This is a genomic window from Wolbachia endosymbiont of Drosophila willistoni (assembly GCF_040084705.1).
Classification (GTDB): domain Bacteria; phylum Pseudomonadota; class Alphaproteobacteria; order Rickettsiales; family Anaplasmataceae; genus Wolbachia; species Wolbachia pipientis.
Genome location: NZ_CP157591.1, coordinates 294,051 through 309,734, shown reverse-complemented (window position 1 = coordinate 309,734; position 15,684 = coordinate 294,051). Strand labels below are relative to the sequence as shown.

Genomic DNA, 15,684 nt, shown 5'->3' with positions numbered 1-15,684 from the left:
TCATATTTCGTTGCTTGTTAGCGGGATCTATATATACCACAAATAAGTCGCGGTATGACGTAAGAGATCTGACCTTTCTGGCCATCAAGAGACATAATGGAATTAGAGTTATTATTTCAAAATGTGGTTAATAGTTTTGCTTTCTATAACAATCAAGTTGCAGTTGCAGTATCAGGTGGTGTAGATAGTGTAGTCTTACTGCACTTAATGACTAACTGGGCAAAAAAAAACAAGCTTTTACTTCCTATAGCATTAACAGTAAATCATGGATTACGTCCAGAGTCTCAAAAAGAAGCTGATTTTGTTGTAAGTTATGCAAAGGAACTTGGAGCAAAGGAATCGTTCATATTAAATTGGGAGAAGCAAAATATTAAAGGCAATATTCAGTTACAGGCACGAAAAGCACGGTATAAGTTACTAGCAGAGTGGTGTAAAAATAATAATGTTAAATATTTACTTGTTGCTCATCACAAAGATGATCAAGCAGAAACGTTCTTGTTAAGATTAGAGCGAGGTAGTGGCGTAGATGGATTATCATCAATGGACTACAAGTCTTTCCTAAATGGTATTTATATATTTAGGCCATTGTTAAATTTTAGTCGTAGTGAAATAGAAAAGTACGCTAAGCTTCATCGGTTAAAATGGATCGAAGATAGAAGCAATCATGACTTAAAATACAGACGAACTTTATACCGTAACTTACTTAAATCAAGTGATAATCAAGAGATTTTAACAGAGCGAATATGCCTCACAGCCCTTCATATGAAAAGAGCTGCAAAAGCGTTGATGCACTACACACGCCTTGCGTTTAATGACTGCGTTAATGTGCATGATCTTGGTTATATTGAAATTAAACTAAGTGAATTTTATCAATTGCCAGAGGAAATAGCCTTGAGGCTTCTTCTTTACTCTATAATGGCAATTGCCAGTAAACATTATAAACCAAGGTACAGCAGCCTCATTGCAATATTTAATAGAATATTGCAAAAGGATAGTAATGTTAACTGTACACTTTCTGGGTGTAAAATAAGAAAGTATGGAGAAAATATCTTAATAATTAGAGAATCGTCAAGGATACAAGAAATTACCGTAAACCTACCTTTAAATGAACCTACCCAATGGGATAACAGATTTAGCTGCACAATACTCGGAAATCAAGGGTGTTCAGTTATCATCGCTCCATTAAAAAAAACACAAAAAGTTCCTGAATTTCTGAAGGATTACAACTGCTGCCCTGAAGTTTTCTACTCTTTGCCTACAGTACAAAAAGATAGCAAGGTGCTTGCTTATCCTGATGTAAATTATAACGGAAAAAATACCAATGACGATAAGGTTCAATGCATTATTAATAGCACGATAAAACAAAATTTGGTAAGCTTGATTAGTATTTAGTTAGAAATAGAAATGAAAAAATTTTTAGAAGGCTTATTGATCTGGTTAGTAATTATTGTTCTTATTTCAGTTGCTTATATTCAATTCAGCGGAAATGTAGGTAAAAGTAAAACAATTATACCTTTTTCGGAATTTTTAACTAGACTAGAAGACAATGATGTAGAAAATATTGTCATAAAAAACCAGAGCATTGAAGGCAAGTTCAGGGACGGTTCAAGTTTCAATTCAAGCGGTGTCATATATAGCGACCTAATAAAAAATTTACATGATAGAAAAGTGAGATTCTCCTTTTCAACTGGAGATTCTGCCATGAACGTAATTGGTGGATTACTTATCTCATGGGTCCCAACATTTATCTTTATTGGCTTTTTGCTATTCTTTCTTAAACAAACACAAGCGGGAGGCAACAGCACTATAAGCTTTGGCAAGTCAAGGGCTAGACTCATGACTAGTGGAAAAAAAGTAACATTTGATGATGTTGCTGGAATTGATGAAGCAAAAGAAGAGCTAGTAGAGATCGTTGATTTCCTTAAACAAAGGCAAAAATTTCAAATATTAGGTGGAAAAATACCAAAAGGGTGCCTTTTAATTGGCTCTCCTGGAACTGGTAAAACTTTACTTGCTCGTGCAATTGCAGGAGAAGCTAATGTGCCATTCTTTAGCATTTCTGGATCTGATTTTGTTGAAATGTTTGTTGGTGTTGGTGCGAGCCGTGTTCGTGATATGTTTGATCAAGGCAAGAAAAATGCTCCTTGTATAATTTTTATAGATGAGATAGATGCGGTGGGTAGACATCGTGGCATTGGTCTTGGTGGCGGCAATGATGAAAGAGAACAAACATTAAATCAGTTATTAGTTGAGATGGATGGCTTTGAGTCTAATGAAGGTGTAATAATAATTGCTGCGACTAACCGTCCGGATGTCTTAGATCCAGCACTGCTTAGACCTGGTCGTTTTGACCGACAGATTACTATTTCTTTACCCGATATAAATGGGCGTGAAAAGATATTAAATACTCATATAAAGAAAATATCAATAGCACCAGATGTAAACGTGAAAACAGTTGCAAGAGGAACACCAGGTTTTTCAGGGGCTGATCTAGCAAATTTGGTGAATGAATCTGCACTTATCGCTGCAAGAAGAAACAAGAAAATTGTTACCATGGATGATTTTGAATATGCACGTGATAAAGTAATGATGGGCGTAGAAAGACGATCCCTAATTATGACAGAAGAGGAAAAGAGACTGACTGCATACCATGAAGCTGGTCATGCGATAATTGCGGTTAATATGCCTGCTTCTGATCTTATACACAAGGCAACAATCATTCCAAGAGGTATGGCCTTAGGTTTAGTTATGAGACTACCGGAAACAGATAGAGTGTCCCACACAAGAGAAAAGCTGATAGCAGATATAACTGTTGCCATGGGTGGCAGGGCAGCAGAAGAGTTAATTTTTGGCTACGATAAAGTTACAAGTGGCGCGTCTTCTGATATACGACAAGCATCTAACATAGCACGTGCTATGGTAAAAAAATGTGGAATGAATGATGAGATAGGGCTAGTGTATCACAATCGTGAGCAGCAAGATCCACAACATCCTCATATGACATCTGAAGATACGCTAAAGCTCATAGATGAAGAAGTGAAAAAAATCATATCTTCTTGCTATGAAAAAGCAAAAGACATTTTGACCAAGCATAAGAAAGGCTTAGAGCTTATTGCTGAAAATCTACTGGAGTTTGAAACTTTAACAGGAGATGAAATAAAGGATATACTAAACGGAAAAAAAATTGTTAGAGAAGAAAATGAGAAGAATGAGAAAGTAAAAAAATCCTCTCTCTATGAGAGTTGACCTCATCTTAAAAATGCTAATCAGCTAACGCTGCAATAAAACATTCAGAATTGTAACTGTCAATATAAATTGTATTAAAATATTCATAATATTGCATTTTCATCACAATAATGCTATCATTCAGTTAGTATTAATGTTTAATGAGGTGTGAGTAATGATTGATATAGCTTCTATTGGTGTAAGTACAGTTATTGATCAGAATTATAGAAGAAAAGCACAATTATGTTTATCAGGATTATTTGTAACTGTGTCAATAGCAACTGTTACCTGGTTTATTTTCCCTGCGTCACAAAATGTATTAGCTCCGTTTTTACTTCCGGCTATGTTCTTGCTCTTCACTTTATCGATGGGTTATTACATGTTCATATTTAGTTGTGAAGAAAAATCTTTGGTAAAGAATGTTCTTGGTATGGTTGAACCGGCTGAATCGGTAAAGAGAGTGCATTGCCAAGAAAATATTAAGTCCTTATTAGCAGAAGTGAGAAGTACTACGAAAGATAGGTTTCGTAACGTGCTTGTTAATCTTTGTTTTGAAGATCGTAGTAAAGCACACAAACTTGCATTATATGTGAAAGAAATTGACGATATTGTGTCTTCAATAAAAAATAAAGACCTCTTAGACCATTTTGATCAATTTTTTACTATTACTGAAGTAAGCAATAAAAAAAATAGAAGTGAATTAATGAACCTCGCAAGGGCATATAAGATGATAAGTGAAGAAGATCCAGACAAAATACAGGATTTTTTAGCTACTCAAACAAAAAGTTATTCATATGAAATAATGTTACCTGAAATTGATAATTTTCTATCACAAGCTAGGTGATTTTATCAATAATTTCATTGTGTACGTGATTATCATTTTTTGTTTCAATTCCAGTGATAACACTGCACCTAACGGGCTCTTTTATGGCTATTTCCTGAAATCCTTTTCTGACCTTATTGTAAAAATTAACATCCATTTCTTCATATTTATTCTTGTCTTTTGCTCTATTTAACCCAACTTTAACATCAATATCTAGAATGAATGTAATATCTGGATATTTAATTTCCACTAGCTTATGTAAGTCCCTTATTAGCCCTAAGTCAACTCCAAACCCATATCCTTGATATGCAATAGTTGAATCAATAAACCGATCACAAATCACTATTTTTCCTTCTGCAAGAGCTGGTAATATTAATTTTTTCATATGTTCGCGCCTCATCGAGATAAGTAGCAAGAGTTCAGAAATAGAATCAATATTATTCGTTAACAATACTCCTCTTACCTTCTCTGCAAAGTTAGTGCCACCTGGTTCTCGAGTCAATACCACATTATTTTCGCCGCGAATTTGCTTAAAATGATTTGCAAGTAGCTTAGATTGTGTTGTTTTACCAGAGCCGTCTATTCCTTCGAAAGTTATGAACATAAGTTTTATAATTATAATACTAAAAAAGAATATGCAAACAGTATACATAGAAACCGTTTGACATTTAAATAATAAGACCGTAAATTACATGTGGTATAATAATAGTCTATGGTTGCTCTGAATACTCCTAAAGTCGATTTTAGTTTTACTGCAAAAGATTTTAATCTTTTGGGAGTAGACAATAAATATTATGCATTAAGTGACTGTTGTGGAAAAAATGGTCTTATTATAATGTTTATATGCAATCACTGTCCTTACGTTCAGTCAATTATTAGCAATCTGGTAAGCGATGTTGATCAATTGAAAAAAGATTATCAGGTAAACACCATTGCAATAATGCCAAATGATGTAAATGAATATCCAGAAGATTCCTTTGAAAATATGATTAATTTTGCCAAGGAAAATAAGTTTATATTTCCATATTTAATTGATAGTACACAGAAAATAGCTAAAGAATACGGGGCTGTTTGCACTCCTGACTTTTTCGGCTTTAATTCCAATTTAAACCTTTGCTATCGTGGACGTTTTAACGACACAAAAAAAGAAAAGGTTCAAAGCTATGAAGTAGGAAGTAGTGACTTATTTCAAGCTATGAAATTTATTGCAGAAACTGGTAATTCTCCAATTGACCAAAAATCAAGTATTGGCTGCTCAATTAAATGGTCTAATTCTACAGGTTAAATATCATGCACAGTGGCTCTCAGCATTTGTTTGATATTATAATTTTGCTTTCTGCTGCTGTGTTTATAGTCATAGCATTTTGGAAAATGAATATTAGTCCAGTGCTTGGTTACTTCGTTGCAGGTGCAGTTATTGGTTCTCACGGATTTAATCTGATACACTCAGCTGAAGCAATGGATAATCTTGCAGAATTTGGTGTAGTTTTTCTATTATTCATTATAGGCCTTGAATTGACATTTGAACGCCTGATCGCTATGCGTATTCATGTATTTGGGTTCGGTTCTCTTCAAGTTATAGTTACCATGGTAGCAATATGGTGCATCGCTCTTGCTTTCGGAGTGAATACGAATATAGCAACAGTTATTGGTGGTGGGCTTGCGCTATCCTCAACAGCAATAGTGTTGCAGGTTCTGCAAGAAAAAGGTTCTCAAGCAAGTCAGGTTGGTAGGTTGTCGATAGCAGTGCTATTAATGCAAGATTTTGCAGTGGTACCATTAATAGTATTGGTACCTTTACTTACTGGCAATTCTGAGCACAGCCTGATAAGCTCATTGGCAGGTTCATTGGTGCAAGCAGCTATTGCATTAGTGCTGATATTTATAACTGGTAGATTATTGCTTAGACCTTTATTTTCGGTTATTGCTAAAATGGAAAGTAATGAGATCTTTATATCAACAACGCTTTTAATAGTATTAGGAGCAGCATTTATTACTGAGCAATTCCATTTATCGTTAGCATTAGGTGCATTTGTTGCTGGATTGTTAGTTGCAGAAACAGAATATAGACACTCAGTAGAACACGCAGTATTGCCATTTAAAGATTTGTTTCTTGGCTTATTTTTCATGACTGTTGGTATGTCCATCAATACCGAACTTTTACTCAATAAGTTACCACTAATTACTTTATTATCGATTATCCTTATCGTTTTAAAAACATCTATTATATATATATTGTGTAGATTTTTTGGGTTTAAGAGTGCACCTGCTATACAAGCTGGGTTACTGCTTTCACAAGGCGGTGAATTTGCGTTTATTTTGTTTCGCTTAGCAGATGAGCTAAATGTGCTACCAAGTGAAATCGCTCAAGTACTTATGATGGTAACTACAGTAACCATGGCTTTCACTCCTCTTTTATCGGGGCTTGGAGATTGGATAGCAAACTCATTTAGCACTGAGAAAACAATATTAGATGATGAAGCTGTTGAAACAGATACACAAGATCTTTATAACCATGTGATAGTTGCTGGATTTGGTAGAGTGGGATATATGGTAACAAAAATGCTTACGGCAGAGCATTTAAGTTACGTTGTTGTAGATATTCAATCGAAAATAGTCAAAGAAGGAAAAAGTGATAGTTTTCCTATATATCTTGGAGATGTTACAAGATGTGAAATTTTAAAATCGGTAGGAATAGAAAGAGCTCAAGCTCTCGTTATTTCAATAAAGAATGAAGTTACTATAAAAAAAGTTGTTTCTTTAGTTGCAGCAAATTTTCCGCATGTAAATATTGTAATACGCTTACCAGATCTGGGTAATGTGGAGGTTTATAGAGATCTAGGAGCTAGTAAAATTATTCCTGAAACATCTGAGATAGGATTGCAGCTAGGTGGAGCTGCACTGAGCCTTAGTGGTATTAGCGAAAGTGGAGTTACGTCTTTAAAAAGTAGATTCAGAAAAGGCAATTACAGTATGTTAAAAGACCTTGGTAGTGATAAAGATGAATAACTACTTCTCTAATTTTATGTACAGAAAGCTTCAAGCTTTATTGAGGTTTTGCCTATAGTAAATTACGCACATAATCAACCAAATTAAGGAAAGTGCAAACCAAGTGATTGCATATTCCAAATGCTTCATTGGCTGTATAGCTACTTTGCTGCCAAAATTGTTCGGCCACAATACACACTTCTCTAGCTTAATACCTAACTCATTGGAAATTTCTTCTGTACTCAGGGTAAACCATGTATTCGAAGCAGTATCGTTCTTGATAAACCAATTTTTACTTTTATTGCTATCGCAATATAAAATTCCATCTGCAACTACTTTTTCAATTTTTACTTTTTTCTCCTTTTTTTCTCCGACTATTCCTTTATTCACCAACATGTAACGTCCAGTGGTGAGCAACATAGGAGACAGCACGTGATAGCCGTGTTGCCCTGCAAAAACATATAGTTCTATGTCACTTAGAATCCCATCAATCTTGACATGCCTATAGTTAAATTTTTCAAGGTCGTTATTGGGCAACAGATGAACAACAGGAAGACTCATATTTTTGATAATATTATTCTTCCAGTTCAATCTGAATACTTGCCATAACCCTAATAAAAAAAGGAGCAAGCAAGGTACAATTAAAATAAATACTATTTTTTTTAACACTCTATATTTGTGTTCTTAAATAGTTTTCAACACCCATTAGTTCAATAAGGTCAATCTGTTTTTCAATCCAATGGAAGTGCTCTTCTTCATTTTTTAACATCTCTTCTAATAACATTACACTAACAAAATCTTTTTCTTTCTCAGCGATAGAAATCGTTTCTTTGATATCCTTAATACCTTTTCCCTCTAATTTCAAATTAGCTTCTAAGATTTTCCGTATTGTGTCTTTTGTAAACTTTCCATCATGCTTTGATATTTCGTTTGTATCCTGAAAATTTGGAACTCCTTTGAATAACAAAATTCTTTCTGCCAACTTGTTTGCATGTTCAAGTTCTTCGTTAAGCTCATTTTTTACCTTTTCTGCAAATCTATTAATTCCATTGTTTTTGAGAATCGCAAAATGCAAAAGATACTGGCGTACAGAAGTTAGCTCATTGGTCAATAATTTGTTCAAATGTTTTACTATCTCTTCATTCATAATCTTCCCTTAGTTCAATTCATCAGCATAATTTATATGATAACGATAGTTATAGCAACTCATTTAATATTTCCTTTGATAACAACCGTATTAAATAGCATGTCGTGGTATGTCTGTTTTTTCTTAGAGAAGCAAGCAACTAGATACCAGCAAAGAGTGAGCAGCACCGTTAATATAGTGAGTAGCACTATTAATATATCGAAAGCGTTTATTAACACGTCCTGTTCTTGGAAAAGCTCGATGAGGATAACTATTATGTTATATAATAGAGAAAGAAAAAACTGAGAAATGCTTCTATCAAATGCTAAACTCAAATCTATTTTAGAACCGTCCAAGCTTATGGTATGTATGTTCATTAATTGCTGACCAGGAGTTGCTTGGGCTTTTGAAGATATAAAATATGTGAAGTAACTGCAATCTATACACATAGATGAAATTAACGGAAAATTCTTTAACAATAGTCTGATTAATAAGTTTGGAATTAATAAAATTGCTCTATCTATCAAATATGCGCAAAAGCGTCTTATTATACTGGCAATCTCTGTAACAGTGGTCATTACCTATCTTCTAAATACTTTATTATAAAATCTGTAAGTTTATCAAAATGTTGAAAACATAACAAATCTTCATAACCGCTTATTGATTGACCGTATATAATAGGTAAACAATTGGCATTTTGTGCACACAGAACATCTGTGATGCTATCACCAACGAAAAACACATTTTCTCTATTTATAGGCAACGTACTCTCTTCTAGTGCAAATAGCAGTGGGGTTGCAGATGGTTTATCTTCTGCAGTATCGCATGACCCAACCACTCTTTCAAAGTAGGAATCTAGTTTAAAATAGGCAACTTCTTTACGTAAATTAGTATTTTTCTTATTACTTACTATTGCTAGATAAATATTGTGGCTTTTCAGTGTCTGCAACATTTTCTCTACTCCTTGATTCAAAGCAATGTTTTGCAATAGTGCATCATCTAAATATTGTTGATATATCTGATTCGCTTTTTTCCACTGATCGCCAAATAAATTGACCATATAGCTCTTTCTCGACTCATGGGAATTTCTATCAGCAGCTTTATTACTATACCCCATTGAGTTTATGGTATGCTTAATAGCATTAAAAATATTATCTTGAGTGTCAACTAAGGTATTATCCCAATCGAATACTACTGCTAATGAGCTATCTTTCATCTCTTATATAATTATACATTTTAACTTAATAAGTAAATAGCATTTTAATGAAAAAGATATAAATAGGACGCCCTTGATAAACACTTTTTACCACAAGTTATGTTAACTGTTTTTTATATAATTAGCTAATATACTGATTATATGATATGTTTTAATAGGTAACAGGTATGGCCCAGACATCTAAAGAAAGTGTTGAAAAAAAGTTTAAAGATGTTTTTGAACGTTCTCCAGGTGCTTTTCCAGAAGGTACCTCATTAGAAAAGAAGGTTAATTATATCGCAAAAGGAACAGAGGCTCTAAAAGCTGTGAAAAGTAAGGAGCTTGAGAACAAAATGAAAAACGTTGCAGAATTGAGCCAGAAATTTGAAAGTCAAAAAGGACGTGCAGATGAAAAAGTACGTCAAGATTTTGAAAGAATTGCTGAGCTTGACCAACAATATAAAGGGAAGGGCATCTTCACAAGTGAAAAAGTTGCAGAGCCAAAAAGTGACAAAAAACTCCAAGACACTCCGAGAAAAACTACAACAGCAGTTAAAGACCTTGAACATAATACACAAAAAAAGACTACTGAAGCTTCTGTGCAAACAGCATCAGAGCACGATTCACAAACCGTTAATCCCTCAGTAAGCAAGAGTTCTGTAAAAGAGAAGCTCAACACTGAGCCGGACAAAAAAGATAACACGCCTCCACCACAAGAAAATCAAAAAGAAGAAGGGTTTTTGAGTCTTCTGAAGCGCTTTGTTAAGAAAATATTAGAAAAATTTTTAGGTGAAGGTGAAAAGGATGTAGAGAATGCTCGTGGCATGAAAGAAGATGCTCAAAGAGATACGTCAAATAACGAAGAGCAACAAAAGAGTAAGCAGCTTGATGAAATTTTAAAGGACAAAAGTGTAAGCGAGGGTTTGAAGCAGGCAACAAAGCTTGAAAACCCGGCAATAACGCCTGTTAATACTCCTAAAGTGAATGAAGTAAACACGGGTCGTGAAAGGTGATCCGCTTTCAAGCTTCATTATACCGCCACAAACCGTCATACCGCCGCGGTATCTCATCCGCTAACAAGTAGCGGGATGACGATTGTCAGGGTGTCATCCCAGTGCCCTGACTACTTGGATCTAGCAAGCTTTGCTTGCAAATAAGTCTAATACGCGTCGCGTTTTATGCCAAAACACAATTGGAGTTACATGCAAAATAGATCCCAGTGTCAGCTACTCGGATGACAAAAAAAGGAGCACTGGGATGACACCATTTGTTGTATTTAACAAAGTTCGTACTTAGCTTCATGTTAGCTATAAACATTAAGAAATTTACCAAGCGAAAAAAAAGGCAAAAGAAGCCCCAGCTAATATCTATTTTAGAACATTGGCGTTTTTTAAGTCTTAAACACTGCAATTTAGCTGCTTTTAAATGCAACTCACCTTAGTTTAAATGTTTAAGAAATTTACTAAGCAGAAAAAAAGGCAAAAGAAACCCCGTGTTAGCTAGTTGTCACTCCCTAATCCTGCAAATTGGCGTACTATACTGTCTTAAACGACTTATAAGCGCGTTTCAGCTTGTGTAGGTAAAAACCTAGAAATATTGTGAAGACATAAGGTGCACATAGTGCAAAAAATTAAAAATAAGACGCCAACTACGTTGTTTTCTTGCTGTTTAATCTGCACAGATGAAGATAACTGAATGCCTTCAGTTTCATGATAAGGGGGCTGGCGGAGTTTGTCAAGTAAGTTTTTTCGTTTCTAACGGTTGTTGCCAAAAACTATGCAAGAAGTCTATTGACAGGTGATTAAATTATAATGTAGCCTATCGCCGTATATCCGGGGGTGGGTTGTTGTGAGGCTTTTTCACTTTTTATTCTTGTTAATGTGTTTTTCTCTGTATTACTATGCGGGTTTTATATTTTCGCCCTGCCCAAAAGCTACGGTTTGCTTTTCACCTGGAGAAGATTGTGCTGTACCGATAATCAATGTAATAGATCAGTCTAAAAAATCTATCTTAGTTCAAGAATATACATTTACTCTTGGAACAGTTGCAAAATCTTTGATTAATGCTAAAGAACGCGGTGTTGATGTTAAAGTCATCTTAGATAAATCGCAACTCTACTCAAAATATAGTGTTATAAATGAATTATTTTCAGGTGGAGTACCAATTTGGATCGATGATAAGCCAAAGATTGCTCATAATAAGATAATGATTGCTGACAATCAAAAAGTCATCACAGGGTCATTTAACCTTAGTAAGACAGCTAAAAAAGGAAATGCTGAAAATTTATTAATTATTACAGATTATCCTGAATTGATTCAGCAGTATGTGAAAAACTGGGAGGCACGAATGTCACAATCTTACAAATACGCTCCCAACTAATCGAGAGCGCTTGCTCAAAATCAGTTTTAAAAACAGCAAGGGAGAGCTTTTTTGATTGATTGGCATAATGATTATGATATAATGAACTAAAAATTTAAGGAATAAAGTAATGGATTATATAAATGATGCTGCCGGTAGCTACACTGCTATTCATGATTTTTTTCAAAACAACGGTGTTGGAGATTACAAAGTTCAATGCAATTATGGTGGGGTGCCGTATGCTACTGATGAGTACGTGCATTCTGGCGATAAATTTTGGAGTAATAATTTCATAGACTCACATTTTGGCAGGGAAATAAAAATGTATCCTCAAAGTGAACTTTTAGCTAAAGAATATGCTGGAAATACGTTGCCAGTTTCAATATCACTAGATAAGGATTTAATAAAAATGAAGGAATGTCAGAAAAAAACGAAATTTGTGGAACTAGAAAGGGAGTCAGGTGATTTAGTGCATGATAAGCAAAAGTATGTAAAGTGTTACACAACAAAGCTATCATATGATGATGTACATATTTACAATAACGATAAAGTTTCAACATTTAGCATAAAATACGACGTGCCAAATGATCCGAAATACAGTTTAAATATAACATTTACAAAGGTTAATGATAATAAACCAGGATTTTGGCAGAAATTTAAAAATATGTTTTAACGTGACCATTCACTGGTTTTTACTCAATCAACCAACAACAGTTAATATCAAATTTTTATAATTAAAAAATATGCTATTTTTTAAAACTTTCATTCTCATTGACTCTGTCAACTTCACAAAACAACTCTTGGACCAAATGTATCTGGCATAACACCTTTTGGTAACTTGCTACTTCTTTTTTTCCGCATCTCCGACAACAGCCATTGATATTCCACTACATAAGGCTTGATTTTTGGTAAATCAACTTTTTTATGAATAATACTATGCTTCTCCTTAAATTGACCATTTACCCTAAACGCTATTAGCTTCCTTAAAATTTACATTAATGCCTATTTTGCCTAAACTGAAGCGTCTTTTCCAATTTTTTCTAGCATCAACTCAGCAGCTTTTTGTTCAGCAATCTTTTTACTAGAAGCGCATGCAGAAACTTTACCATAATCTTCTATGCAAACTGATATAGTAAACTCAGGATTGTGCGCTGGTCCAGTTTGTTTTACAAGCTCATACTCTGGTAAAGGCAATTTGTTTTTCTGAGTCCACTCTTGCAGTGAGGTTTTAGGATCTTGAGGGGGGTCAAGCATGCCTTTAGCTAGCTTTTCCCAATATTGGATAATAAATTTTTCAACATTTTCAAGCCCGCCATCAATATAAATTGCACCTATTAGTGCTTCAAGCGAGTTTTCTAAATTTTTTAAGTTACATCTCCCTCCATTGCAGCGTTCACTATTATTCATGATGATAAAGCTGCCTAATTTTATTTCTTTAGCAACATTAGCAATGGTGTTGCCACAAACTAAATCCGTCTTTCTTTTTGCCAATGCTCCTTCTTTTTCTTCAGGAAATAGTTTAAACAGTGTGGCAGATACAACCATATTCAAAACACTATCGCCCAAAAACTCTAGTCTTTCGTAGCTTACAATCTGGTTTTTGCTATTCCTTTTATTTACGCTTGGGTGAGTTAGTGCCTCTTCTAATATTGCATAATTTGTAAATTTATAATCAATGATCTTAGATATTGCATCATTCAAACTCTTCATACCCATTATTTAAAAGAAAAGCACTTTCTACCACCTTTATACCAGAGAATTAGTTTTATTTTATTAAAATAATACCACCAACTTTCAAAATTAATGTATACAACCCACCACCTCATTAATGTTACTAAATCCATCTCTCCTTATTAGTTCTGCAAGTTCTAGATTAATTTTGTTTACAACTTGAGGTCCGTGGTATATGAGAGCAGTGTACAACTGCACCAAAGAAGCTCCTGCCTTTATTTTTTTATATGCATCAGCACCACTTGAGATTCCTCCGCACCCTATCAATAATATTTTGCCCTTAGTAAATTTGTACATATCGCCCAATAACTCGGTTGAAAGTTTAAACAGCGGTTTGCCACTCAACCCACCACTCTCATTATGGTGAGAATGCAGATTATCTCTACTTACCGTAGTGTTGCTTACTGTTAATCCGTCAATCTTATATTCCAACGCAAGCTCAGCGATATTTTCTTTCGTTTGCTGATCTACATCTGGTGAGATTTTTAATATTATTGGTATGGATTTAGAATTATCAATTGATTTTCGGGTTAGAGTTACGGATTTCAACAATTCCGATAATTCTTGCTTATTGTGCAGATTGCGTAAATTAGGCGTGTTTGGGGATGAGATGTTCAGCACTATATAATTGCTCTTTCCATATACTATCTTTATTAAGTCAACATAATCGCTGATTTGGTCCTTTGATGTACTGTTTTTTCCTATGTTGATGCCAAAAATGCAGTCATCAAGCTTGGTTTCACCTATTTGTTTAAGAAAATAGTCTATTCCTTTATTGTTAAATCCCAATCTGTTAATTACCCCTTGATCTTTAATTAACCGAAAAATTCTTGGCTTTTTGTTTCCATATTGTGGATTACGAGTTACAGTACCAGTTTCAATAAACCCAAAACCAAATGAGAGCATAGGCCTTATAACTTCTGCATTCTTGTCAAAACCTGCAGCCAGACCTACGGGGCTTCTGAGCTTATTACCAAAAAAATTCACACTCAAAGATTCTGGTAGCTCTATAGGATTCTTATAAGGCATTTTCTTTAATGCCATAATTGCCAAAGAGTGAGCAACTTCGGGCGGTAGTAAAAATAGTAAATTACGTTTGTAAAACACTTTGCTTATTTTTAGTTTATTTTTTACCATGAAACGCTATAAGAGTATAACCATAACTTGAAAAGAAATTGATTTTACTATGGACAAGCTTTCTCTATAGGTTACACACTTAAAGCTACTGTTAACTTTTACAAGATATAGAGAATGAAAGAGGCCGGGACCGGAATTGAACCGGTATAAAAGGATTTGCAGTCCTCCGCATAAGCCATTCTGCCACCCAGCCGTTTTTTATGTGTAGATATCCATTATATCTTTTAGCATAGATAAAGCCTCCTCCCTTTTGCGTTGAAAAGTGTTACGTCCAATGATTGAACCATTACCGCCACCCTGCTTAATTTCTTTCGCTTCATTGTATATGTTATCTACTTCCTTCGATTCACCACCAGAAAAAACTACTATTCTTTTCCCTGCAAAACAAGACCTTTTAACATATTCAATTCTTTTAGATAATGATTCAATATTTTCTGTTTCTATTTTCTCCCTTTCCAAATATTTAGTTGGAAGTTTTACTTTTATTATATTAGCGCCAAGCAAAGCTGCCATGTGCGCAGCATAGGCAATAACATCAACTGCTGTTTCACCTTCTTTGGAAATCCCTTCACCGCGTGGATAAGACCATAGCACTACTGCAAGTCCATAAGATTTGGCTTCAGCTATGATTCCACGGGCTTCCTCCATCATATCGAAACACTTAGCAGAACCAGGATATATAGTAAATCCGACAGCTAAGCATCCCAAACGCAGCGCATCTTTCACAGAAGAGGTTATTGCCTGATCAGAGGTTAGATCCTTTGAATGTAAAGAGTTGGAACTATTAAGTTTCAAAATAAGTGGGAGCATTCCAGCATAAGTTGCAGCACCAGCTTCAATCATACCAAGTGGAGCAGCATATGCACTTACTCCCGAATCAACCGCAAGCTGAAAATGATAATGTGGGTCATAAGCATCAGGGTTAACTTCAAAACTTTTAATTGGACCATGCTCAAATCCTTGATCTACTGGCAGAATCACTAACTTGCCAGTGCCGCCAAGCTTTCCATGCATGAGAATACGAGTAAGATTTGCTTTTACCCCAGGGTTTTCACTTTCGTAGTAGCTTAGGACTTGTTTTACTTTATCACTTATCACTAT

Annotated in this window: 17 protein-coding genes and 1 tRNA gene; 8 read left to right on the top strand and 10 right to left on the bottom strand. The window is 34.7% G+C overall.

Features of this window, described 5'->3' with window-relative positions; translation table 11 throughout:
• Nucleotides 1–96: 96 nt before the first annotated feature.
• The 3 genes from tilS to ABL518_RS01670 all read left to right on the top strand — a co-directional run bounded on the left by tilS (nt 97) and on the right by ABL518_RS01670 (nt 4,069).
• Nucleotides 97–1,392 carry a tRNA lysidine(34) synthetase TilS gene (tilS, locus tag ABL518_RS01680; RefSeq protein WP_095742831.1) on the top strand — a complete coding sequence of 432 codons (1,296 nt, stop codon included), beginning with the start codon at nt 97–99 and terminating at the stop codon, nt 1,390–1,392.
• 12 nt (nt 1,393–1,404) lie between these two features.
• The gene (gene ftsH, locus ABL518_RS01675; RefSeq protein ID WP_095742830.1) at nt 1,405–3,246 is read left to right on the top strand and encodes an ATP-dependent zinc metalloprotease FtsH; all 1,842 of its coding nucleotides are present in this window, start codon (nt 1,405–1,407) and stop codon (nt 3,244–3,246) included.
• Between the two features lie 154 nt (nt 3,247–3,400).
• Entirely contained in the window at nt 3,401–4,069 is a 669-nt protein-coding gene (locus ABL518_RS01670; RefSeq protein ID WP_010081999.1) for a hypothetical protein, read from the top strand.
• On the opposite strand, the gene tmk is transcribed toward ABL518_RS01670, so the two are convergent.
• On the bottom strand, nt 4,062–4,652 hold the full coding sequence (gene tmk, locus ABL518_RS01665) for a dTMP kinase (protein WP_010081998.1): 591 nt from the start codon (nt 4,650–4,652) through the stop codon (nt 4,062–4,064). The two genes, ABL518_RS01670 and tmk, sit on opposite strands and share 8 nt — an antisense overlap.
• A gap of 108 nt (nt 4,653–4,760) precedes the next feature.
• On the opposite strand from tmk, the gene ABL518_RS01660 reads away from it, so the two are divergent.
• Both ABL518_RS01660 and ABL518_RS01655 read left to right on the top strand, forming a co-directional pair.
• Nucleotides 4,761–5,333 (top strand): thioredoxin family protein, encoded by a 573-nt coding sequence (locus tag ABL518_RS01660; RefSeq protein ID WP_010081997.1) that lies wholly within the window; start codon nt 4,761–4,763, stop codon nt 5,331–5,333.
• A gap of 5 nt (nt 5,334–5,338) precedes the next feature.
• Entirely contained in the window at nt 5,339–7,057 is a 1,719-nt protein-coding gene (locus tag ABL518_RS01655; protein ID WP_010081996.1) for a monovalent cation:proton antiporter-2 (CPA2) family protein, read from the top strand.
• A 30-nt stretch (nt 7,058–7,087) separates the two neighbouring features.
• Here ABL518_RS01655 and ABL518_RS01650 read toward each other — a convergent pair whose 3' ends face one another.
• From ABL518_RS01650 to ABL518_RS01635, 4 genes are read right to left on the bottom strand one after another with little or no spacing between them, the layout of a single operon-like run.
• The gene (locus ABL518_RS01650) at nt 7,088–7,705 is read right to left on the bottom strand and encodes an SURF1 family protein (RefSeq protein ID WP_070357010.1); all 618 of its coding nucleotides are present in this window, start codon (nt 7,703–7,705) and stop codon (nt 7,088–7,090) included.
• A 1-nt stretch (nt 7,706) separates the two neighbouring features.
• Nucleotides 7,707–8,183: a bacterioferritin gene (bfr, locus tag ABL518_RS01645; protein ID WP_010081932.1), complete on the bottom strand. Its 477-nt coding sequence runs from the start codon at nt 8,181–8,183 to the stop codon at nt 7,707–7,709.
• Between the two features lie 59 nt (nt 8,184–8,242).
• Nucleotides 8,243–8,740 carry an RDD family protein gene (locus tag ABL518_RS01640; protein ID WP_010081931.1) on the bottom strand — a complete coding sequence of 166 codons (498 nt, stop codon included), beginning with the start codon at nt 8,738–8,740 and terminating at the stop codon, nt 8,243–8,245.
• Nucleotides 8,740–9,378, bottom strand: coding sequence for an HAD family hydrolase (locus ABL518_RS01635; protein ID WP_010081930.1), 639 nt, complete (start codon nt 9,376–9,378; stop codon nt 8,740–8,742). Before ABL518_RS01635 ends, ABL518_RS01640 begins: the two co-directional genes overlap by 1 nt.
• 167 nt (nt 9,379–9,545) lie before the next feature.
• Between ABL518_RS01635 and ABL518_RS01630 the strand changes: the two genes are divergently transcribed.
• Nucleotides 9,546–10,370: a hypothetical protein gene (locus ABL518_RS01630; RefSeq protein ID WP_095742829.1), complete on the top strand. Its 825-nt coding sequence runs from the start codon at nt 9,546–9,548 to the stop codon at nt 10,368–10,370.
• 163 nt (nt 10,371–10,533) lie between these two features.
• Here the strand turns inward: ABL518_RS01630 and ABL518_RS01625 are convergent, their stop codons facing one another.
• The gene (locus ABL518_RS01625) at nt 10,534–10,659 is read right to left on the bottom strand and encodes a hypothetical protein (protein WP_255511221.1); all 126 of its coding nucleotides are present in this window, start codon (nt 10,657–10,659) and stop codon (nt 10,534–10,536) included.
• Between the two features lie 546 nt (nt 10,660–11,205).
• On the opposite strand from ABL518_RS01625, the gene ABL518_RS01620 reads away from it, so the two are divergent.
• Together ABL518_RS01620 and ABL518_RS01615 are read left to right on the top strand one after the other, a co-directional pair.
• Entirely contained in the window at nt 11,206–11,736 is a 531-nt protein-coding gene (locus ABL518_RS01620) for a phospholipase D family protein (RefSeq protein WP_010963125.1), read from the top strand.
• Between the two features lie 109 nt (nt 11,737–11,845).
• Nucleotides 11,846–12,388 carry a hypothetical protein gene (locus ABL518_RS01615; RefSeq protein ID WP_006279913.1) on the top strand — a complete coding sequence of 181 codons (543 nt, stop codon included), beginning with the start codon at nt 11,846–11,848 and terminating at the stop codon, nt 12,386–12,388.
• A gap of 338 nt (nt 12,389–12,726) precedes the next feature.
• Here ABL518_RS01615 and rnc read toward each other — a convergent pair whose 3' ends face one another.
• From rnc to ABL518_RS01590, 4 genes are all read right to left on the bottom strand, one after another.
• Nucleotides 12,727–13,425 (bottom strand): ribonuclease III, encoded by a 699-nt coding sequence (gene rnc, locus ABL518_RS01605; protein WP_006279914.1) that lies wholly within the window; start codon nt 13,423–13,425, stop codon nt 12,727–12,729.
• 90 nt (nt 13,426–13,515) lie between these two features.
• Nucleotides 13,516–14,583 carry a quinone-dependent dihydroorotate dehydrogenase gene (locus ABL518_RS01600; RefSeq protein ID WP_010082053.1) on the bottom strand — a complete coding sequence of 356 codons (1,068 nt, stop codon included), beginning with the start codon at nt 14,581–14,583 and terminating at the stop codon, nt 13,516–13,518.
• Nucleotides 14,584–14,704: 121 nt separating this feature from the next.
• A tRNA-Cys gene (locus ABL518_RS01595) sits at nt 14,705–14,776 on the bottom strand.
• 5 nt (nt 14,777–14,781) lie between these two features.
• Complete coding sequence (locus ABL518_RS01590; RefSeq protein WP_038228077.1) at nt 14,782–15,678, bottom strand: class I fructose-bisphosphate aldolase; 897 nt, start codon at nt 15,676–15,678, stop codon at nt 14,782–14,784.
• Nucleotides 15,679–15,684 lie beyond the last annotated feature (6 nt).